Origin of the sequence: Plantibacter sp. T3, assembly GCF_902506515.1 — a bacterium.
GTDB classification, from domain to species: domain Bacteria; phylum Actinomycetota; class Actinomycetes; order Actinomycetales; family Microbacteriaceae; genus Plantibacter; species Plantibacter auratus.
In genome coordinates this window covers 2,874,872-2,895,777 of sequence record NZ_LR733286.1, presented here as the reverse complement: position 1 = coordinate 2,895,777, position 20,906 = coordinate 2,874,872, and the positions used below count along the sequence as shown (strand labels likewise).

The 20,906-nt window shown below is 68.2% G+C and carries 22 protein-coding genes; 16 read left to right on the top strand and 6 right to left on the bottom strand.

Going from position 1 to position 20,906, the window contains the following annotated elements:
* The first annotated feature begins 60 nt into the window (after positions 1–60).
* From hisD to GV015_RS13775, 3 genes are read left to right on the top strand one after another with little or no spacing between them, the layout of a single operon-like run.
* Entirely contained in the window at positions 61–1,431 is a 1,371-nt protein-coding gene (gene hisD / locus GV015_RS13785) for a histidinol dehydrogenase (protein WP_159878866.1), read from the top strand.
* Positions 1,431–1,913: a transcriptional regulator NrdR gene (nrdR, locus tag GV015_RS13780; protein WP_064296987.1), complete on the top strand. Its 483-nt coding sequence runs from the start codon at positions 1,431–1,433 to the stop codon at positions 1,911–1,913. The genes hisD and nrdR overlap by 1 nt, the downstream gene beginning before the upstream one ends.
* A 3-nt stretch (positions 1,914–1,916) precedes the next feature.
* Entirely contained in the window at positions 1,917–2,954 is a 1,038-nt protein-coding gene (locus GV015_RS13775; protein ID WP_159878865.1) for a quinone-dependent dihydroorotate dehydrogenase, read from the top strand.
* A 69-nt stretch (positions 2,955–3,023) separates the two neighbouring features.
* Here the strand turns inward: GV015_RS13775 and GV015_RS13770 are convergent, their stop codons facing one another.
* Positions 3,024–3,623, bottom strand: a complete 600-nt coding sequence (locus tag GV015_RS13770; RefSeq protein ID WP_064296985.1) for a DUF3043 domain-containing protein — start codon at positions 3,621–3,623, stop codon at positions 3,024–3,026.
* A gap of 43 nt (positions 3,624–3,666) precedes the next feature.
* Between GV015_RS13770 and GV015_RS13765 the strand changes: the two genes are divergently transcribed.
* From GV015_RS13765 to GV015_RS13740, 6 genes are all read left to right on the top strand, one after another.
* Positions 3,667–5,112, top strand: coding sequence for a dipeptidase (locus GV015_RS13765; RefSeq protein WP_079706004.1), 1,446 nt, complete (start codon positions 3,667–3,669; stop codon positions 5,110–5,112).
* Positions 5,113–5,217: 105 nt separating this feature from the next.
* A complete protein-coding gene (gene erpA / locus GV015_RS13760; protein WP_064296983.1) occupies positions 5,218–5,583 on the top strand; it encodes an iron-sulfur cluster insertion protein ErpA in 366 nt (121 codons plus the stop codon).
* Positions 5,584–5,745: 162 nt separating this feature from the next.
* Entirely contained in the window at positions 5,746–6,648 is a 903-nt protein-coding gene (gene coxB / locus GV015_RS13755) for a cytochrome c oxidase subunit II (protein WP_079706003.1), read from the top strand.
* Positions 6,645–8,372 (top strand): cytochrome c oxidase subunit I, encoded by a 1,728-nt coding sequence (gene ctaD, locus GV015_RS13750; protein ID WP_064296981.1) that lies wholly within the window; start codon positions 6,645–6,647, stop codon positions 8,370–8,372. Before coxB ends, ctaD begins: the two co-directional genes overlap by 4 nt.
* A gap of 5 nt (positions 8,373–8,377) precedes the next feature.
* Positions 8,378–8,800, top strand: a complete 423-nt coding sequence (locus tag GV015_RS13745; RefSeq protein WP_064296980.1) for a cytochrome c oxidase subunit 4 — start codon at positions 8,378–8,380, stop codon at positions 8,798–8,800.
* Positions 8,800–9,252, top strand: coding sequence for a GNAT family N-acetyltransferase (locus GV015_RS13740; protein ID WP_137241631.1), 453 nt, complete (start codon positions 8,800–8,802; stop codon positions 9,250–9,252). Before GV015_RS13745 ends, GV015_RS13740 begins: the two co-directional genes overlap by 1 nt.
* A gap of 723 nt (positions 9,253–9,975) precedes the next feature.
* Here the strand turns inward: GV015_RS13740 and GV015_RS13735 are convergent.
* The 4 genes from GV015_RS13735 to GV015_RS13720 are packed head-to-tail and all read right to left on the bottom strand — an operon-like array spanning position 9,976 to position 14,260.
* Positions 9,976–11,610, bottom strand: coding sequence for a ubiquinol-cytochrome c reductase cytochrome b subunit (locus GV015_RS13735; protein ID WP_064296978.1), 1,635 nt, complete (start codon positions 11,608–11,610; stop codon positions 9,976–9,978).
* The gene (locus tag GV015_RS13730; RefSeq protein ID WP_085510950.1) at positions 11,607–12,692 is read right to left on the bottom strand and encodes a ubiquinol-cytochrome c reductase iron-sulfur subunit; all 1,086 of its coding nucleotides are present in this window, start codon (positions 12,690–12,692) and stop codon (positions 11,607–11,609) included. The genes GV015_RS13735 and GV015_RS13730 overlap by 4 nt, the downstream gene beginning before the upstream one ends.
* A 35-nt stretch (positions 12,693–12,727) precedes the next feature.
* Complete coding sequence (locus GV015_RS13725; RefSeq protein WP_064296976.1) at positions 12,728–13,573, bottom strand: cytochrome c; 846 nt, start codon at positions 13,571–13,573, stop codon at positions 12,728–12,730.
* Between the two features lie 18 nt (positions 13,574–13,591).
* A complete protein-coding gene (locus GV015_RS13720) occupies positions 13,592–14,260 on the bottom strand; it encodes a heme-copper oxidase subunit III (RefSeq protein WP_085510949.1) in 669 nt (222 codons plus the stop codon).
* A gap of 144 nt (positions 14,261–14,404) precedes the next feature.
* Here GV015_RS13720 and trpD point away from each other — a divergent pair, with 144 nt between their 5' ends.
* The 5 genes from trpD to GV015_RS13695 all read left to right on the top strand — a co-directional run bounded on the left by trpD (position 14,405) and on the right by GV015_RS13695 (position 18,252).
* Complete coding sequence (trpD, locus tag GV015_RS13715; RefSeq protein WP_124769392.1) at positions 14,405–15,466, top strand: anthranilate phosphoribosyltransferase; 1,062 nt, start codon at positions 14,405–14,407, stop codon at positions 15,464–15,466.
* 116 nt (positions 15,467–15,582) lie between these two features.
* Positions 15,583–16,584 (top strand): dihydroxyacetone kinase subunit DhaK, encoded by a 1,002-nt coding sequence (gene dhaK, locus GV015_RS13710; RefSeq protein ID WP_159878863.1) that lies wholly within the window; start codon positions 15,583–15,585, stop codon positions 16,582–16,584.
* Positions 16,585–16,588: 4 nt separating this feature from the next.
* Positions 16,589–17,236 (top strand): dihydroxyacetone kinase subunit DhaL, encoded by a 648-nt coding sequence (dhaL, locus tag GV015_RS13705; RefSeq protein WP_159878862.1) that lies wholly within the window; start codon positions 16,589–16,591, stop codon positions 17,234–17,236.
* A complete protein-coding gene (gene dhaM, locus GV015_RS13700; RefSeq protein ID WP_159878861.1) occupies positions 17,233–17,943 on the top strand; it encodes a dihydroxyacetone kinase phosphoryl donor subunit DhaM in 711 nt (236 codons plus the stop codon). Before dhaL ends, dhaM begins: the two co-directional genes overlap by 4 nt.
* Before the next feature lie 84 nt (positions 17,944–18,027).
* Positions 18,028–18,252 carry a hypothetical protein gene (locus GV015_RS13695; RefSeq protein ID WP_124769389.1) on the top strand — a complete coding sequence of 75 codons (225 nt, stop codon included), beginning with the start codon at positions 18,028–18,030 and terminating at the stop codon, positions 18,250–18,252.
* Positions 18,253–18,273: 21 nt separating this feature from the next.
* On the opposite strand, the gene GV015_RS13690 is transcribed toward GV015_RS13695, so the two are convergent.
* Complete coding sequence (locus GV015_RS13690) at positions 18,274–18,852, bottom strand: TetR/AcrR family transcriptional regulator (RefSeq protein ID WP_159878860.1); 579 nt, start codon at positions 18,850–18,852, stop codon at positions 18,274–18,276.
* A gap of 263 nt (positions 18,853–19,115) precedes the next feature.
* On the opposite strand from GV015_RS13690, the gene GV015_RS13685 reads away from it, so the two are divergent.
* A complete protein-coding gene (locus GV015_RS13685; RefSeq protein WP_159878859.1) occupies positions 19,116–20,018 on the top strand; it encodes an ABC transporter ATP-binding protein in 903 nt (300 codons plus the stop codon).
* Positions 20,019–20,047: 29 nt separating this feature from the next.
* Entirely contained in the window at positions 20,048–20,869 is an 822-nt protein-coding gene (locus tag GV015_RS13680; RefSeq protein WP_159878858.1) for an ABC transporter permease, read from the top strand.
* The last annotated feature ends 37 nt before the right edge of the window (positions 20,870–20,906 follow it).

Sequence of the window (20,906 nt, the reverse complement as noted above, 5' to 3'; positions counted from 1 at the left end):
CCCGCTCGGGCGCGGGCGGCAGCCGGGACGGACCGCTGCGGACGATAGGCTGTGACGGCCATGATCACCACCATTGACCTCAGGGGAGTGCGGCCGAGCCGCACCGAGCTCCTGGACATGCTGCCCCGTCCCGTCGTCGACATCACCGCGGCAGCGCACGCCGCTCAGGCGTTGATCGACGACGTCCGAGCGGACGGTTCCGAGGCGCTCTCGGCGCAGGCAGACCGGTTCGACGGGGGACGCCCTGAGCGGATCCGCGTCCCACAGGCCGAGATCGACGCCGCCGTCACGGCACTCGAGCCGGCGGTGCGCGCCGCGCTCGTGGAGGCCATCGACCGGGTCCGGACCGCCACGAGAGCGCAGGTCCCGCCGGAGCGCACGACCGAGCTCGCCGACGGCGCGACCGTCGTGCAGCGCTGGGCCCCGGTCGGTCGCGTCGGCCTCTACGTCCCGGGCGGGAAGGCCGTCTACCCCTCGAGTGTCGTCATGAACGTCGTGCCGGCCCAGGAGGCCGGCGTCGGCTCCGTGGCGCTCGCTTCGCCCCCGCAGCGCGAGTTCGGCGGCCGGGTCCACCCGACGATCCTCGGCGCCGCCGGGCTGCTCGGGGTGACCGAGGTCTACGCCATGGGCGGCGCCGGAGCGATCGGTGCGTTCGCCTACGGAGTACCCGACCTCGCCCTCGACCCGGTCGACGTCGTGACCGGCCCGGGCAACATCTTCGTGGCGGCCGCCAAGCGCCTCGTGAAGGGGCAGGTGGGGATCGACGCCGAGGCCGGGACCACCGAGATCCTGGTCATCGCGGACGCCGGGGCCGATGCCCGGCTCGTCGCAGCCGACCTCGTGAGCCAGGCGGAACACGACGAGGCGGCGGCATCGCTGCTCGTCACCGACAGTGCGGCGCTCGCCACCGCGGTGGAGGAGTGGCTGCAGCGGTACGCCGCAGGCACACGTCACGGAGCGCGCGTCGTCGAGGCCCTGGGCGGGCCGCAGTCGGCGATCGTGCTCGTCGACGACCTCGAGGCGGCCGTGGCGTTCAGCAACGCGTACGGGCCCGAGCACCTCGAGGTGCAGACCCGCGACCCGGAGTCGCTCCTCGGTGCCATCACGAACGCCGGCGCGATCTTCCTCGGCGACCACACCCCGGTGAGCCTCGGAGACTATCTGGCCGGGTCGAACCACGTCCTTCCGACGGGCGGCCAGGCGCGGTTCTCCTCGGGCCTCGGAGCCTTCACCTTCCTCCGGCCGCAGCAGGTCGTCCGGTACGACGAACCGGCGCTCCGTCAGGTCTCGGCCCACATCGTCGCCCTCTCGGGCTCGGAGGACCTGCCGGCGCACGGCGAGGCGGTGACGGCCCGCTTCGGGCTCGTCGATGCCGAGGTCCGCGCGACGGACGACTCCACCGCCCCCACCACCCCCGAGGGAGCCCGCTGATGTACTGCCCGTTCTGCCGCCACCCGGATTCCCGTGTGATCGACTCGCGGACCAGCGACGACGGACTCGCCATCCGCCGACGCCGGCAGTGCCCCGAGTGCGGGAGGCGCTTCAGCACCATGGAGACCTCGAGTCTCGGCGTGATCAAGCGCTCCGGCGTGGTGGAGCCCTTCAGTCGGGAGAAGGTCGTGAGCGGTGTCCGCAAGGCCTGCCAGGGCCGACCGGTGACGGACTCCGACCTCGCCGTCCTGGCTCAGCGGGTGGAGGAGTCCATCCGTGCCACCGGCGCGTCGCAGATCGACGCGAACGACATCGGTCTGGCGATCCTCGCACCGCTGCGGGAGCTGGACGAGGTCGCGTACCTCCGCTTCGCCAGTGTGTACCAGGCCTTCGAATCGCTCGACGACTTCGAGTCCGCGATCGCGCTGCTCCGCGTCGAGCACGCGTCGGGCGCCGCCCCCGTGCCGTCCGAGGAGCTCTGAGCCGTGTACCGCTTCCTCTTCTCGCACGTACTGTCCAAGCTCGATCCCGAACGCGCACACCACCTGGCCTTCGACGTCATCCGTGCGCTTCCCGCGACCGGCCTCGGCCCCGTCATCAGGCGCTGGACGGCGCCGCGACTCGACCAGTCGGTGGAGACGCTGGGGCTGCGGTTCGAGACGCCCTTCGGTGTCGCCGCCGGTTTCGACAAGGACGGCAAGGGCGTCCTCGGCCTCGGACTCCTCGGGTTCGGCCATGTCGAGGTGGGCACGATCACGGCGATCCCGCAGCCGGGCAATCCCAAGCCCCGACTGTTCCGACTCATCGCCGATCGGGCGGTCGTCAACCGCATGGGCTTCAACAACGGGGGAGCCGACCAGGCCAGGCGTCGGCTCGAACGGACCGCGCGGGTGAGCCGCCGACCCGTCCTCGGCGTGAACATCGGCAAGAGCCGTGTCGTGGACGTCGCCGACGCCACGGCCGACTACGTCCGGAGCGCGACGCTCCTCGCGCCCGTGGCCGACTACCTCGTCGTCAACGTCAGCTCGCCGAACACCCCGGGGCTCCGCGGCCTCCAGGAGCTCGACCAGCTCTCGCCGCTGCTGGAAGCCGTCCGTGCCGCCGCCGGTTCCACGCCGTTGCTCGTCAAGATCGCACCCGACCTCAGCGATGCGGAGGTCGACCGCATCGCAGAACTGGTCGTGGAACTCGGCCTGGACGGCGTCATCGCGACGAACACGACCATCTCGCGCGACGGACTCACCACCGATCCCGCCGTCGTCGAGGCGGCCGGAGCCGGTGGGCTGTCCGGTGCACCGCTGGCCGCCCGCTCGCTCGTCGTCCTGCGGCGCATCCGGGCCATCGTGCCGCCGGAGTTGTGCGTCATCTCGGTCGGAGGCGTCGACACCGCCGAAGACGTCCGGGAGCGCCTGGCCGCGGGAGCCACCCTGGTGCAGGGCTACACGGCGTTCCTCTACCGCGGGCCGCTCTGGGCGCGACACATCAACCGCGGGCTCGACCGATTGGCCCGAACGGGCCGCTGATCGGCACAACGTGCCATCGACGACGAACGCCCGCCGGTCTGGGACCGGCGGGCGTTCGGTTTCGTGGGACTACTTGTTGGGGAACTGGCCGCGCTTGACCTGCGGCTTCGGCAGACGGAGCGGGCGCAGCTGCAGCGCGCGCATGGCGGCGTACCAGCGCACGCCACGCTCGTCCTGCCCGAACTTCGCCCGCAGCGCTTTCCGGACGCGGAAGCCGAGGAAGAAGCAGTCGGCGATCGCAATGATGAAGAACACCCAGAGGGTGAGCATGCCGTAGACCTGGATCTCGGGCACCGGCATGAAGGTGAGGATGATCACGAGGAACATCACCGGGATCATGAACTCGCCGATGTTGAACCGGGCGTCGACGTAGTCGCGGACGAACTTCTTCTGCGGGCCGCGCTCGCGTGCCGGGAGGAACTTGTCGTCGCCGGCGGCCATACCGGCCTGCGCCCGCCGCCGTGCCTCGGCCTGCTGCGCCTTCGCCGCCTTCGAGGCCTCCTTACGGTCGGAGGGGACGAGTGGACGCTTGTTCTGCGCCTCGCGTTCCGCCCGGGACGGGGTCGGTCGACCCTTCGCCTCCTTGGCGCCGCGGGCGAGGCGCTCAGCCGTCTGCGCTGCGGTCTCGACGATCGGCTCTGATGCCGGGGTGCTCTGCTGTTTGGCCACGATGGAACGTCCTTGATTCGGGGATTCCCTTAAGATTACTCGCATGACGACAGGTACCACGACGGAATCGACCCAAGACCCACGCAACGACCAGGAAGTCCTCGATCGGCTGCGCGAATCCGTCGCCGGTGCGTTGCCGTCGTCGATCGCCGATCTGTCGGCGCTCGTCCGCATTCCCTCGGTGTCGTGGTCGGCGTTCGACGCGGCCGAGGTGGCGCGGAGTGCCGAGGCGGTCGCGGAGCTCGCCCGCGGTCTCGGCGTCTTCGACGAGGTCTCGGTGCGTCGGTCCGCCATCGACGGCGGAGCGGAGCTCGGACAGCCCGCCGTGCTGGCCCGCCGCGAACCACGGAACGGCCGACCGACCGTGCTGCTCTACGCGCACCACGACGTCCAGCCCCCCGGAAGCGACGACAAGTGGGACTCGCCGCCGTTCGAACCGACCGTCCGAGACGGCCGCATCTACGGACGGGGCGCGGCTGACGACAAGGCCGGCGTCATGTCCCACATCGCCGCGATCCGGGCCGTCACCGAGGTCCTCGGCTCCGACCTCGACCTCGGGATCGTGCTGTTCATCGAGGGGGAGGAGGAGTTCGGCTCGCGGTCCTTCGGCTCCTTCCTGGAGGAGCACCGCGACACCCTCGCGGCGGACGTGATCGTCGTCGCCGACAGCGACAACTGGGACGAGCGGACGCCGGCGCTGACGATCGGTCTGCGCGGCAACGTCACCTTCCGGCTGCGTGTGAAGACCCTCGACCACGCCTCCCACTCCGGGATGCTCGGTGGAGCGGTGCCGGACGCGATGCTGGCCACGGTCACCCTGCTCGCGACCCTGTGGGACGCCGACGGTTCGGTGGCGGTCGACGGACTCACCTCGCACGACGCCGTCACCCCGGAGTTCGACGAGGCGCAGCTCCGCGCCGAGTCAGGTCTGTCCGAGGGGGTCTCGCCCATCGGACGCGGCTCCATCCTCAGCCGGATCTGGTCGCAGCCCGCGATCACCGTCACGGGCATCGACGCACCGTCGGTGGCCAACGCCTCGAACACGCTCATCCCGGAGGTGTCGGTGCGCATCAGTGCGCGGATCGCCCCCGGGCAGGATCCGGCCGAGGCCTACCGTGCACTCGAGGCCCACCTCCTTGCCAACAGCCCGTTCGGCGCACAGCTGACGATCGACGAGGTCGACCAGGGGAGCCCGTTCCTCGTTGACACGAGCGGTTGGGCCGTCGCCGAGGCGAAGCGCGCCATGGCCGACGCCTGGGAGGTCGAGCCGGTCGAGACGGGTGTTGGCGGATCGATCCCGTTCATCGCCGACCTCGTCCGGGTCTTCCCGGACGCCCAGATCCTCGTCACCGGTGTCGAAGATCCGCACTCGCGTGCCCACAGCCCGAACGAGTCGCTGCACCTCGGGGTCTTCCAGAAGGCGATCCTCACGGAGGCGGTGCTGCTCGCCCGCCTGGCGGCCGCACCCCGTCCGTCCTCCGACGCGTAGACACGACGGACGCACCGCCGGAACCACGGGGTGCGTCCGGCGCGTCAGGCGGTAGAATCTCACACAGGCGTCGACCCGGCGCCGCCAGACCTCGCGAGGAGCATCATGAGCGACACCATCCTGACCGAGACCAAGATCGACGCGGCTCACGGCGTCGGCCTGTCCGACACGGCGGCGCAGAAGGTCAAGAGCCTCCTCGAGCAGGAGGGTCGCGACGACCTCCGTCTCCGCGTGGCCGTCCAGCCGGGTGGATGCTCGGGCCTCATCTACCAGCTGTACTTCGACGAGCGCATGCTCGACGGCGACGCCACGGTCGACTTCGACGGCGTCGAGGTCATCGTCGACAAGATGAGCGTCCCCTACCTCGACGGCGCCAAGATCGACTTCGAGGACACCATTCAGAAGCAGGGGTTCACCATCGACAACCCCAACGCCGAGGGCAGCTGTGCCTGCGGCGACAGCTTCCACTGAGCCAGATTCTTCCTGAAGGGGAAATTACCCGGTCCCGGGTGGTTTCCCCTTCGTCATTCCGGTCACGATCCCGCACCGCGGACGCGAATGGTCCGGCGTTCACCGCCCATCCCCACTAGACTGGGGGGCGATCCACAGGTGTGTATTCGAAAGGTTTCAGAGGTGCGCTCGACTCGTCGTCTCAGATGGGCTGCCATTCCGGTCGCAGCCACACTCGCCATAGTCCTGGCGGGTTGTACGCAGGCGGAACTGCATGGTTACCTGCCGGGATTCGTCGAGGGCGAATCTCCCGTCACGAACCACACGGACCGCATCGCGGGCCTGTGGGTGACGGCATGGCTGGTGCTGCTCGCAGTCGGTGTCATCACGTGGGGGCTCATCATCTGGGCCGTCATCGTGTACCGACGCCGCAAGGGGCAGACCGGTCTCCCGGTCCAGCTGCGGTACAACATGCCGATCGAGATCTTCTACACGATCGTCCCGCTCATCCTGGTCCTCGGCTTCTTCGCCTTCACGGCACGCGACCAGAACGCGATCGAGACCCAGTACGAGGATCCCGACGTGGCCATCGAGGTCTTCGCGAAGCAGTGGGCGTGGGACTTCGTGTACGACGAGGCCGTCAACGGCCAGGACGTCTGGACCGCGGGCGTGCAGGCCGATGAGAAGCCCGGTGGCGTCATCGACCAGGACGCACTCCCCACGCTCTACCTGCCCGTCGGCAAGACGGTGAAGATCGCGCTGCAGTCGCGCGACGTCATCCACTCCTTCTGGGTCATCGACTTCCTCTACAAGAAGGACATGATCCCGGGCAAGACGAACTACATGTCCTTCACCCCTGAGCGCGAGGGCACGTACGCCGGCAAGTGCGCCGAGCTCTGTGGCGAGTACCACTCGCTCATGCTCTTCAACGTGAAGGTCGTCTCGCAGGCCGAGTACGACAAGCACCTCGAAGACCTGGCCGAGTCGGGCAACATCGGCGACTACGGCACGGAATACGATCGCAACAGCAACCTCCCCGGCACCAAGGCGCCGGCAGGTCTCGAAGAGCACGGAGACGGGGAATGACCTCCACCACGCTTCCCGCAGGCCAGGCGAGCGTCGTCGGACGCACCTCGGTCGAGCGCAAGGGCAACATCCTGGTCAAGTGGATCACCTCCACCGACCACAAGACCATCGGGTACATGTACCTGATCGCCTCGTTCATCTTCTTCTGCCTCGGCGGCGTGATGGCGCTCATCATCCGAGCCCAGCTCTTCGAGCCCGGCGGCACGATCGTGGAGACGAAGGAGCAGTACAACCAGCTCTTCACGATGCACGGCACGATCATGCTCCTCATGTTCGCGACGCCGCTCTTCGCCGGGTTCGCGAACGCGCTCATGCCGCTGCAGATCGGCGCACCGGACGTCGCCTTCCCGCGTCTGAACGCCTTCGCGTTCTGGCTCTACGCCTTCGGTAGCCTCATCGCCGTCGGTGGCTTCCTCACCCCGCAGGGCGCCGCCGCCTTCGGCTGGTTCGCCTATGCGCCACTGTCGAGCACGACGTTCTCGCCAGGGCTCGGAGGCAATCTCTGGGTCCTCGGCCTGGCGCTCAGTGGCTTCGGCACCATCCTCGGTGGCGTCAACTTCATCACCACGATCATCACGATGCGCGCCCCCGGCATGACGATGTTCCGCATGCCGATCTTCACGTGGAACGTCCTCGTGACGTCCATCCTCGTCCTGATGGCGTTCCCGGTGCTCGCGGCGGCCCTCTTCGGTCTCGCAGCTGACCGCGTGTTCGACGCCCACATCTACGACGCGGCCAACGGCGGTGTCATCCTCTGGCAGCACCTGTTCTGGTTCTTCGGGCACCCCGAGGTCTACATCATCGCGCTGCCGTTCTTCGGCATCGTGTCCGAGATCTTCCCGGTGTTCAGCCGCAAGCCGATCTTCGGGTACAAGACCCTGATCTACGCGACGATCGCGATCGCGGCCCTCTCCGTGACGGTGTGGGCACACCACATGTACGTCACCGGATCGGTGCTCCTGCCGTTCTTCGCCCTCATGACGATGCTCATCGCGGTTCCGACCGGCGTGAAGATCTTCAACTGGCTGGGCACGATGTGGCGCGGCTCGGTCACCTTCGAGACCCCGATGCTCTGGTCCATCGGCTTCCTGATCACCTTCGTCTTCGGTGGACTCACCGGTGTCATCCTCGCTTCGCCGCCGCTCGACTTCCACGTCTCCGACTCCTACTTCGTCGTGGCGCACTTCCACTACGTCGTGTTCGGCACGGTCGTGTTCGCCATGTTCGCCGGCTTCTACTTCTGGTGGCCGAAGTGGACGGGCAAGATGCTCAATGAGAAGCTCGGCTACTGGCACTTCTGGCTGCTTTTCATCGGCTTCCACACGACGTTCCTCATCCAGCACTGGTTGGGCGTCATCGGGTTCCCGCGCCGCTACGCGACCTACTCGCCCGAGGACGGCTTCACCTGGATGAACCAGCTGTCGACCGTGGGCTCGTTCATCCTCGCCATCTCGCTGCTGCCCTTCTTCCTGAACGTGTACATCACGATCCGGAAGGCTCCTCGCGTCACCGAGGACGACCCGTGGGGTTACGGGGGATCGCTCGAGTGGGCGACCAGCTCGCCCCCGCCGCGTCACAACTTCGTCTCCATCCCGCGCATCCGCTCGGAGCGACCGGCCTTCGACCTCCACCACCCCGAGGTCGGTATCCCGGTCGGCGTCGGTCCCGCGAAGGACGCACCTGACGCACCCACGCTCGACATCGACGCCGGAAAGGTGAAGTAGCCGCCATGCGCGCCAATATCATCCTCTTCACGATCCTGACGGTGTTCTGCGCCCTCCTCTGCGCGGTCTACACCGTGTGGTCGCTCGTCGACCCGCTGCACGGCCGGGTCGAATGGGTCGGCACGGTCACGCTGGCTCTTGCCGCGATCCTGAGCGCGTTCCTCGGCTTCTACCTCAGCCGGGTGCACAAGAGCCAGGGTGCAGAGCTCCCCGAGGACACGCTGACAGCCAACATCGACGACGGCGACCCGGAGATCGGGCACTTCAGCCCGTGGAGCTGGTGGCCCATCATCCTCGCCGGTGCGTGCGGTCTGCTCGTGCTCGGTCTGGCGGTCGGGTTCTGGATCGCGATCATCGGTATCCCGCTGGTCGTCATCGCGGTCGTCGGTTGGAACTACGAGTACTACCGCGGATACTTCGCACGCTGATGGTTGCCTCGTTCAGCATCCGTCGCGGTCAGCCCGACGACCGTTCAGCCGTCTTCGCGCTGGCCGGCCAGTTGATCACGGGGTCCATCCCGCCTGCTGCGGACGACTTCATGGCTGCGTACAACAACGTCATGCGCCCTCGTGAAGACGAGACCAACGTGCTGTACGTCGCGGTCGACGAATCGGATCGTGTCGTCGGATACACTCTGATGACGGTGTCGCGGCTGCTGCACGCGGCCGGCCTGACCGCCCACCTGCAGGAGCTCGTCGTCGACGAGACGGCCCGCGGCGCCGGCATCGGATCGGCCCTGGTCGAGGCGAACGAGCACTATGCCGTCGAACGCGGTGCGCGCCAGCTGACGATGTCCACCTCTCGAGCCGGCGACTTCTACCGTCGTCTCGGCTACAACGTGACGGCGGAGTTCTACAAGAAGATCCTCCCGCTGGGCTGATCCCCGAAGAGTCATCGAAGAGCCCCCGAGCCACGCTCGGGGGCTCTTTCGTGTTCTGGTGCTCGCCTGGACGTGGAGAACGAGCAGCCGGCATTGGTGCGCGCACCCGCCCTCGAAGGTCGTGATCGTCACCCTTCCGTCCGGCGAGGCTGCTCCCGGTGGGCAGCCGTACTGGTGACGCCTCCTCATGCCTGATAGACCGGGGGAGCGCCCGCCGGTCCTTGAGGCTGTCGAGGGGCACACGCCGCCCGCAGAGGATTCAGGGTGCGTATCACAGAGACCTGGCGCAGAGGGGGAACCTGGCCCCGAGCCTGTCCGGGGCACACGCCCCTGCAAAGGACTCAGGGCGCGTACGAGGAGACCTGGCGCAGGCATTCCGGTCCCTGAGCCCCGTCGAAGGGCAGCAGTAGTCCGGTGTCTCCTCAGTACGGCCCGATCACCCTGGGTCGTGAACGTCGCCCCCCGGGGCAGGTCGATCGGCTCACATCGTCTGCTGTCGCGCAGGAATGCCGGTAACCACGGTGAGCGGACGCGGGTCCCTGAGCCTGTCGAAGGGCTCACCTCATCCGCACCGGCCTTCGGCGCCCGGAGAACGGGGGAGAGGGGCTGCACGGACGTCCGCTATCGCACGCGTCTTGTCGCGGCGCAATTCGGCGATCCCCGCCCTCAACGTCGAAAGCCCCGCAGTCCGTGAGGACTGCGGGGCCTTCCAAGAGGATCCGCCTAGTGGTGGTCGCCGTGGGAACGTTCGATCTCCGTGTTCGTGACCGGAGCGATCCGATCCTCGAAGAACCAGCGGGACATCGCGGCGCGAGCCTTCTGGACACCGGTGATCTTGCCCTTGGCGTTCGGACGGATCATCAACGGCTTGTGGTCGTCGTAGCTCGCGAGGCGCCAGCGCTCGTACTCGTCGACGGGCTCGTGGACCTCGATGAACTCGCCACCGGGGAGGCGGACGATGCGCCCGGTCTCGTAGCCGTGGAGGAGGATCTCGCGGTCCTTCTTCTGCAGCGCCAGGCAGGTGCGCTTGGCGATGAAGTAGGCGATGAACGGTCCGAGGATGAGGATCGCCTGCAGCGTGTGGATCACGCCCTCCATCGTCACCTTGAAGTGGGTGGCGATGATGTCCGAGCTCGCAGCAGCCCAGAGGGCGGCGTAGAAGGTGACACCGGCAGCACCGATGGCGGTGCGGGTCGGCGCGTTGCGCGGACGGTCGAGGATGTGGTGCTCGCGCTTGTCACCCGTGATCCACGCCTCGACGAACGGGTAGATGAACACCGTGACGATGAACAGACCCAGGACGAGGACGGGAAGGATGATGTTGAACGAGAACGTGTGATCCCAGAGGACGAACTCGAGGTGCGGCGGAACCAGTCGGAGCGCGCCGTCGGCGAATCCGATGTACCAGTCAGGCTGCGTACCCGCCGAGACCGGGGAGGGGTCGTACGGTCCGTAGTTCCAGATCGGGTTGATCGTGAACAGCGAGGCGATGAGCATCACGACACCGAAGACGATGAAGAAGAAGCCACCGGCCTTCGCCGCGTAGACGGGGAGGACGGGGAATCCGACCACGTTCTGCTCGGTGCGACCGGCGCCCGGGAACTGCGTGTGCTTGTGCACGACGACGAACACCAGGTGCAGGGCGATGAAGAGCAGCACCAGCGCCGGCAGGAGCAGGATGTGGAGCGTGTAGAGGCGGCCGACGATGTCGGTGCCCGGGAACTCCCCGCCGAAGAGCAGGAAGGTCGTCCACGTGCCGATGATGGGCAGACCCTTGACCATGCCGTCGATGATCCGCAGACCGTTACCGGAGAGCAGGTCGTCGGGCAGCGAGTACCCGGTGAAGCCCTCGGCCATGGCCAGGATGAACAGGACGAAACCGATCACCCAGTTCAGCTCACGCGGCTTGCGGAACGCACCGGTGAAGAAGATGCGCAGCATGTGGAGGCCGATGGACGCCACGAACAGCAGGGCCGCCCAGTGGTGCACCTGACGCATCAGGAGGCCGCCGCGGATGTCGAAGGAGATGTCGAGCGTCGACGCCATGGCGACGGACATCTCGATGTTCTTCAGCGGGACGAAGGACCCGTCGTAGTGGACCTCCGCCATCGATGCCTGGAAGAAGAAGGTGAGGAAGGAGCCCGACAGCAGGATGATGACGAAGCTGTAGAGCGCCACCTCGCCGAGGAGGAACGACCAGTGGTCGGGGAAGATCTTGCGGCCGAACTCCTTGACGGCGACCGAGATGGACGTCCGCTCTTCGAGGTAGTTCGCTGCGGCGCCGGTGAATCCACCGGAGCTCTTCGCCGGAGCGGCCTTGGCCTGCTCAGGCGCGCGTGTTGCGGTCGAGGTGCTCAATGACGCTCCCAGAAGCTCGGGCCGACAGGTTCGTGGAAGTCGCTCCGCGCGACGAGGTAGCCCTCGTCGTCGACGGTGATCGGCAGCTGCGGAAGCGGCCGGGCGGCCGGTCCGAAGATGACCGCGCAGTGGTTCGTGACATCGAACTGCGACTGGTGGCAGGGGCAGAGGAGGTGGTGCGTCTGCTGCTCGTAGAGCGCGACCGGGCAACCGACGTGCGTGCACACCTTGGAGTAGGCGACGATGCCGTCGTAGGACCAGTCCTTCTTGGACTCCTCCTCGACGAGGTCTTCGGGCTTCAGTCGCATGAGCAGCACGATCGCCTTCGCCTTCTCGTTGAGGACGTGATCGGCCTCGTGGAGGTTCTCGGGGATCACGTGGAACGCACTGCCGAGGGTCACGTCGGACGCTTTGATGGGCGTACCGGAAGGGTCACGGGCGAGGCGCGTGCCTTCCTTCCACATCGTGTGCTGCATGAGCTCGACGGGGTCTTCGTCGTACGGCGCGAGACCGCGGAACAGCGCGATGCCCGGGAGCGGGAAGACGATGAGGGAGCCGATGAGGCTGTTGCGGATGAGCGCGCGTCGTCCGATGCCGGACTCGACGTTCGCCTGGTGCATGATCTCCACCGCGCGATCGCGGCTGGCCTGGTTGCCGCCGACCTTGTGACGGTAGTCGATGCCCTCTTCGTCGTGCATGAGGGCCTTGCCCCAGTGCACGGCGCCGATACCGATCGCGAGCAGGGCCAACGCCATGCCGAGACCGATGAACAGGTTGTTCAGGCGGACCGAGGCGATGTCCTCGGGCTCGATCGGGAACGCCATGTAGGCGGCGACCGCCCAGACGCTGCCCGCGATCGACAGGTAGAAGAGGGTGTAGACGGCGCGCTCGGCCCGCTTGTCCTTCTTGGGGTCGAGGTCCGTGACGCGCTTCCGGTGCGGAGGCAGGCCGGGGTCGACGACGGCGTCGCGGGAGATGACCCCGGTACCGGTCGCGACCTGCAGCTCCTGCCCGTGGGCGGACGGATCGGCAGACGAGTCGGCGGCTGGGTGACCCGAGCCGCTCGAGTTGTCGTGAGCCATGGTGCTCCTTCTTACGTGTTGTCGATCCGCGTCGGTCAGTTCGACTTCGCGGTGATCCAGACGGTGAGGGCCACGATCGAGCCGAGGCCGAAGATCCAGAGGAACAGGCCCTCGGAGACGGGGCCGAGCGAGCCGAGGTCGTTGCCGCCCGGTGACGGGTTCTTCTCCATGAACTTGAGCGCGGTGATGATGTCGCGCTTGTCCTCGGGGGAGAGGTTCATGTCGTTGAAGACGGGCATGTTCTGCGGGCCGGTGATCATGGCCTCGTAGATGTGGGCGGCGCTGACGCCGACGAGCGAGGGAGCGTACTTGCCCTCGGTCAAGGCGCCACCGGCGGCTGCGACGTTGTGGCACATCGCGCAGTTGATGCGGAAGAGCTGTGCGCCGTTGGAGGCGTCGCCCTCACCGTCGAGGTACTGCTCCTCGGGGATCTCCGGGCCGGGTGCGACCGAGGCGACGTAGGCCGCGAGGGAGGAGATCTGCTCCTCGGTGAACTGCACGGGCTTCTCCGGGGCCTGCGGGCCCTGGTTCTGCAGCGGCATCCGGCCGGTGCCGACCTGGAAGTCGACGGCGGCGGCACCGACGCCGAGGAGGCTCGGTCCGGCGGTCGTGCCCTGCATGTCGAGGCCGTGGCAGGTGGCGCAGTTCGCGGAGAAGAGCTTCTCGCCCTCGTCGACGGAGGCCTGCGACTTGGCGGCGGCTACGGGCTCTGCGCTGGCCGTGCTGACGCTGACGGCTGCGTAGGCGCCACCGGTCACGAGGAGGCCGATCGCGAGCAGCGCCGCCGAGGCGAACGGGCTGCGGCGGCCGCTCTTGCGCGTGGCGCGGGCGGCTTTCTTGGACGCCTTGGTGGTCGTCGTCTGGGTGGGGTCAGTCTTCATGGAGTCAGTCATTCCGGGTCAGCGCAGGATGTAGATGACGAAGTAGAGGCCGATCCACACGACGTCGACGAAGTGCCAGTAGTACGAGACGACGATGGCGCTCGTCGCCTCCTTGTGGCCGAATCGTTTGACGGCATAGGCACGGCCGATCACGAGGAGGAAGGCGATGAGGCCGCCGGTCACGTGCAGGCCGTGGAAGCCGGTCGTGAGGTAGAACGCCGAGCCGTACGCGTTCGAGCTGAGGGAGATACCCTCGCTGACGAGCGTCGCGTACTCGAGGATCTGGCCGGAGACGAACACGGCGCCCAGGGCGTAGGTGAGGAAGAACCACTCGACCATGCCCCACTTGCGCGGGCTCCAGCCCGTCATGCGGGGCTGCATGCGCTCCGCTGCGAAGACGCCGAACTGGCACGTGAACGACGAGGACACGAGGATGATCGTGTTGATCGTCGAGTACGGGACGTTCAGGCGACCGGCCTCGGCCGCCCACAGCTCGGGAGCCATCGATCGCAGCGTGAAGTAGATCGCGAAGAGGCCGGCGAAGAACATGACCTCGCTGCCCAGCCAGACGATCGTTCCAACCGCGACCGTGTTCGGTCGGTTGATCCGGGGCGCGCTCGGCGCAAGGTTGATTGAGGTGCTCGTCACCCCTCCATTATGGCCGAAAGCCGGAGCGGTTTTTCGCATTTCGGGGGCGGCGAGCACGCTCGGTTCAGTAAGGCTAGCCTTATTTCCTGACCGGAATCTTCGGTTCTGCTGCGGGATTCATGTGATCTTCGGCTCCACAGGCCGCTCGAGGCGTCGGCGAGTCGCGCTTGTAAGATCGTCGACATGCCTCTCACGACCTGGCCGACGCTCATCGGCGACCTGCTCGCCGGAACCGATCTCAGTGTGTCGGAGTCGACGTGGGCCATGGAGCGGATCATGACCGGCCAGGTGACGGACGCCCAGCTCGCCGGCTTCCTGATCGCGTTGCGCCGTAAGGGGGAGACGGTCGACGAGATCGTCGGGTTCCGCGACGCGATCCTCGACCACGCGAAGCCGCTCGTCGCACCGTCCCGGGCCCTCGACATCGTCGGCACCGGCGGCGACCGCTTCGGCACGGTCAACATCTCGACGACCGCCTCCATCGTCGCCGCGGCGACGGGCATCCCCGTCATCAAGCACGGCAACCGTGCGGCGAGTTCCGCCTCGGGATCGAGCGACGTGCTCTCGGCGCTGGGCGTCGACCTCGCCCTGCCGACGGACCTGGTGGGGGAGGTGCTGGCGTCGACGGGCATCACCTTCGCGTACGCGGCGGCGTTCCACCCCGGTTTCGGCCACGCTGGACCGGTCCGTGCGGAGCTCGGCGTGCCGACGGTCTTCAACTTCCTGGGCCCGCTCGTCAACCCGGCCCGGCCGGAGGCGTCGGCGGTCGGCGTCGCGCACGCCGACCGCATCCCGCTGTTCGTGGGCGTCTTCCAGACGCGCGGAGCGACCGCCCTCGTCTTCCGGGGCGACGACGGACTCGACGAACTGACGACGACAGGGCACAGCCACCTCTGGGAGGTCACCCGCGGAGCCGTCACCGAGCACGACCTGGATCCCCGGGAGCTCGGCATCCGCCGTGCGTCGATCGACGATCTCATCGGCGGTGACGCCCAGCACAACGCCGGTGTCGTGCGCGCCACGCTCGCCGGCGAGGAGGGTCCGGTCCGCGACATCGTCCTGCTGAACGCCGCGGCCGGGATCGTGGCGTTCGAACTGTCGGAGGATCCGACGCAGGCCCAGCGGCCGATCCTCGAGCGGTTCGCCGCCGCACTCGTGTCCGCCGCGGCCGTCATCGACTCGGGTGCGGCGACCGCGACCCTCGACGCCTGGGTGGACGCCACCCGCACGCTCGGCTCGCGCTGATCCGCGCCGTGGCCGGGTCTTCCGGCCCTACCGGCGGTGGGCCGCAGCGCGTAGGTTGAGACCCGATGCCGGCATACCCGGTCGGCGGACCCGAACCGATCTTGCAGGAGGATTCAATGAAGAAGCTCATCAATGATCCCAAAGACGTCGTCGTCGAGGCGGTGGCCGGATTCGGCGCCGCGCACTCCGACCTCGTCACCGTGTCGCTCGACCCGGTGTGCATCGCCCGAGCCGATGCCCCGGTCGCCGGGAAGGTGGGGATCGTGAGCGGCGGCGGCAGCGGGCACGAGCCCCTCCACGGCGGGTTCGTCGGATTCGGGATGCTCGACGCCGCCGTACCCGGCCCGGTGTTCACCTCGCCCACTCCGGACCCCATCCTCGCCGCCACGAAGGCGGTGGACGGTGGTGCCGGCGTCCTGCACATCGTCAAGAACTACACGGGCGACGTCCTCAACTTCGAGACCGCGGCCGACCTCGCGCTGGCCGAGGGCATCGAGGTGCGCTCGGTCATCGTCGACGACGACGTCGCGGTGAAGGACTCGCTCTACACGGCGGGGCGACGGGGTGTCGCCGGCACCGTCCTCGTGGAGAAGCTCGCCGGCGCACGTGCCGAGGCCGGGGGAGGACTCGACGAGGTCGCCGACCTCGCGACGAAGGTCAACGAGCGCACCCGCACGATGGGCGTGGCACTCACCCCGTGCGTCGTCCCGCACGCGGGCGAGCCGAGTTTCACCCTGGCCGACGACGAGATCGAGATCGGCATCGGGATCCACGGTGAGCCCGGCCGCGAACGCATCCCACTGGAGCCCGCCGACCGGATCGTCGACCGGCTGCTCGCCGCCATCCTCGAAGACCTTCCGTACGCCCCGGGCGAGCGGGCCCTCGTCCTGGTGAACGGGATGGGCGGGACGCCGCAGGTCGAGCTCTTCATCGTCTTCCGCCGCGTGGCCGAGGCGCTCGCGGAGCGCGGGATCGAGGTGGCACGGTCGCTCGTGGGGAACTACACGACCAGCCTCGAGATGCAGGGTGTGTCGATCACCCTCCTGAAACTCGACGACGAACTGATCGAATTGTGGGACGCCCCGGTGCAGACCGCGGCGCTCCGGTGGGGACGGTAGACGGATGGGATTGGACGGAGCCTGGGCGATCGCCTGGATGCGGGGGAGTGCGGCGGTCGTCGCAGAGCATCGGGTGGAGCTGATCACGCTCGACCGCGACATCGGGGACGGCGACCATGGCGAGAACCTCGACCGCGGGTTCTCCGCGATCCTGCCGAAGCTCGACGAGCAGCCTGCTGATGCGACGCCCGCCGACATCCTCAAGCTCGCCGCGACGACGCTCATCTCGACCGTCGGAGGCGCGAGCGGCCCGTTGTACGGCACCGCGCTGCTCAAGGCGTCGATCGCCGTGGCCGGCCAGGAGGACCTCGACGCCGATGCCGTCGTCGCCCTGTTGACGGCGGCACGCGACGGGATCGTGCTCCGTGGCAAGGCCGAGGTCGGCGACAAGACCATGGTCGACGCGTGGACACCCGCCGTGGACGCTGCATCCGCGGCGGCGGCGGCGGGGGAGTCGCCGGCACGGGTGCTGGCCGCAGCCGCGGACGCCGCGTGGGGTGGCGCCGCCGCGACCGAACCGCTCGTCGCCCGCAAGGGGCGCGCCAGCTACCTCGGAGAACGGGCCATCGGGCACCGCGACCCTGGGGCGCAGTCCACCTCCTATCTCCTGCAAGCGGCGGCCGCCGCCGCCGCTGGGGAGGGTGCTGCATGAGCGGGGGAGCCGTCGGCCTCGTCTTCGTCTCGCACAGCGCGCTGATCGCGGAGGGGCTCATCGCCCTGGCGCGGCAGATGGCGCCCGACGCGGCCCTCGCCGCAGCCGGCGGTACCGATGAGGGAGGGATCGGCACGAGCTTCGAGCTGGTCTCCGCCGGGATCGCCGCCGTGGACTCCGGGGCCGGGGTGGTGGTGCTGTGCGATCTGGGATCGGCGATCCTGACCGCTGAGACGGCACTCGACTTCCTCGACGACGACGTCCGAGGCCGGGTACGCATCGTCGACGCCCCGCTCGTCGAAGGCGGGGTCGCCGCAGCGGTGGCCGCGCAGACCGGCGCGTCGCTCGACGAGGTCGTGGACGCCGCGCGGTCCGCAGCCGGCGGTGACCCTGCCCAGCACGGCGCCGACGAGGCGACTCGGGCGGGTGGGTCCGACGACCCGACAGCGTCCCACGCCGCAGCCTCCGTGACCCTGCGGAACAAGGACGGGCTCCACGCTCGACCCGCTGCGGAGTTCGTGAAGCTGGCGAGCACGTTCGCGGCCAAGGTGGTCGTGAACGGGAAGGACGCCAAAAGCCTGCTCGGGATCATGTCACTTGGCCTCGTCAAGGGGGCGGTCGTGGAGCTGCAGGCGGACGGTCCGGACGCGGAGGATGCCATCGGGGCACTGGCGTCGCTCATCGAATCAGGCTTCGGAGAGGTCTGACGGGTCGCGCTCGGGGCGGAAGCAGGTCGGCGACCCGGGCGCAACGGGGTGGTCGACGTCGACGGTCGGCGTAGCATGACCCGCATGAACGAGCAGACGAAGACGTCGGACACCGAAGACCGCCAGTGCACGGTCTGTGGCCATCCGCTCGCCGAGCACACCTTCGACCGTTCCTCCGGGCACGATCACTTCATGACCTGCCCGACGGGGGAGCGGCTTCCGGACCCGGCGCAGTCCGCCATCCCGGTCAACGAGTTCGGGATGCCGCTCTGGGACCAGGACCCCGATCGACCTGCTCCGTCGGCCTGACGACCGCGGTGGTCTGCGCCGTCAACCGAGGAGGAGCAGCGACCGGACGGCGACGCTGATGCCCGACGTGCTCGACGCCGGCGTCTCGTGCAGTGCGCTGCCGTCGACGAGCCAGCGCACCCATCGGACGAGCTGCTCCGGCGTGGCGTCGGAGCGGGCTGCGCTGGTGCGAACCGCCTCGGTGATGTGGTCGAGGAGGAAGCGGTCGACCATGTCCCGCTCGACGTCGAGGACGGCCGCCACGTCGTGGAGATGCGCCATGCCTTGGACCGCGCGAGCGAAACCGACCGTCTGATCGGCAGCCCGTTGGCGGTCGAGTGCGCCGAGATAGGTGGTCAACGCCGGGCGCCCAGGCCCGGCGCGCGTGGCGAGGTGCAGTTGCTCCTCGGTCCAGGCGGCGCTCACGCGCAGCAGCGTGACCAGGATGTCGAGCTTGGTGGGGAAGTAGTGGAACAGGGTCCCAGAGGAGATGTCCGCCGCTCGGCAGATATCAGCCGTCGACGTGGTCTCATACCCCTCGGCGGCGAAGCAGCGGTAGGCCGCAGCGAGGATCGTGGTCTGGCGCGCGGTGAACCGCTGTGGGTCGACGATTCTCGGCATGACTGCTCCCGTATTCCTAGTGCACCTACTCTAGAGCATGCACTCTATGAATTCGGTCCCGGTCAGAGCTGACTTCCCCGCCGATGCGATCATGGCGCGCAGCTCGGAGCGCAAGTCGGTGCTCCCTCGCGGCCGGACGCTCGGCGAGCAGGTCGCCGCGGAGTGCGACGACGATGATCAACCCCTGGTTGGCAGTCGCCGACGCACACGCGTCCGTAGCGTCGATGGCACGAGGTGACCGCTACGAGCAGGAGGAAGACGCCATGACGATCGACGTGGAGGGGCTGACCAAGACCTACCGAGGCACGTACGCGGTGCGCGATGTGAGTTTCAGTGTCCAATCGGGCAAGGTCACCGGGTTCCTGGGGCCGAACGGCGCCGGCAAGTCCACGACGATGCGTTCGATCGTCGGGCTCGACCGTCCCACCGCTGGTCGTGCACGTATCGACGGCTCTGAGTACCGAGCGTTCGCCGCGCCGCTGCGCGAGGTCGGTGCTCTGCTGGACGCGAGGGCGGCGCACCGCTCGCGGTCGGCGCTGAACCACCTCACCTCGATCGCGGCGACGCACCGCATCCCGCGCTCGCGCGTCGACGAGGTCCTCGAGGCGACGGGTCTCAGCGCGGTCGCCAGGAAGAAGGTCGGCGGGTTCTCCCTCGGGATGGGTCAGCGCTTGGGGATCGCCGCGGCACTGCTGGGCGATCCGGGCACGCTCATCCTCGACGAGCCGGTCAACGGCCTGGACCCCGAGGGCGTGACCTGGGTCCGGGAGCTCCTGGCCCGGCTGGCGGCCGAGGGGCGGACGGTGTTCCTGTCCTCGCACCTCCTGAACGAGCTCGCGCTCATCGCGGACCACGTGATCATCATCGGTCGCGGCGAGATCATCGCGGACGCGCCCATCGGTTCGCTCACCGAGCAGGGAGACGGTCGTGTCCGCGTTCGCACCCTCGATGTGCCTGCATTCACTCGCCGGATCACCTCAGCGGGGGCGACCGTCGCGTCGAGCGAGCCGGGCGTACTGGACGTGGAGGGCCTCTCCGCGGAGCAGATCGCCCGTGCCGCAAACGAGGCGGGAGTGCTGATCACCGAGCTGACGCCCCTGCGCCAGACCCTCGAAGCGGCCTACAACCGACTCACCCGCGACGCGCAGGAATTCGTCTCCGCCTGACGTCGCGCCCCCTCGAAAGGACCATCCTCATGAGCACCACCACCGACATGGCCGCGGCACCCGTCGTGCGGCGCTTCCCAGCAGGCGAGGTCAGCCTCGGCGGCACGATCGTCTCCGAATGGATCAAGTTCCGTGGACTCGCCTCGAACCACGTCCTCGCAGGATTCGCGTTCCTGCTGCTGACCGCGAACGGGATCGCGATGCCCTGGGCGTACGTCTTCCGCGACCGCGGGTCACCGAAGGCGAACTACGACGCCTACCCCGAGATGATCGTCGACAAGACCGGTTACGTCGGGATCGTCCTCGCGGTGCTCGCCGTCCTGATGATCACGAACGAGTACCGGTCCGCGCAGATCGGCACGACACTGCTCGCGGTTCCGCGTCGGACGGCGGTGCTCGTCGCGAAGGCCTCGATCATCGCGGGTGTCTCGTTCCTCATCGGTGTCGTCAGCTCAGCCGTCGGGTTCGCCCTCGCGCCCATCATCCTGGCCGGGGGCGGATACGGCTATGTGCTGGAGACACCCGAGCTGGCGCGGTTGGTGCTCGGATCCGGGCTCTACCTGGCGGCCCTCAGCATCCTCGGAATCGCACTCGGCACCATCATCCGCAACGTCGTCGCCGCGGTGCTCGCGACGATCGTGCTCCTCCTCATCGTGCCGGTGATCCCGCAGATGTTCTCCGAATACGGCACGGAGATCACCCGCTTCTTCCCGATCCAGGCCGGCTCCCTGCTCCTCGCCCCGACTGGTACGGACCCGATGGGACCGTGGACCGGGTATGCCGTTCTGCTGATCTGGACGCTGGCGTCGTTCGTCGTCGCAGCGATCACGTTCTTGCGCCGCGACGCCTGAACGGTGCTCACGAGGGGCGCGAGGGAGAATGGGAGCC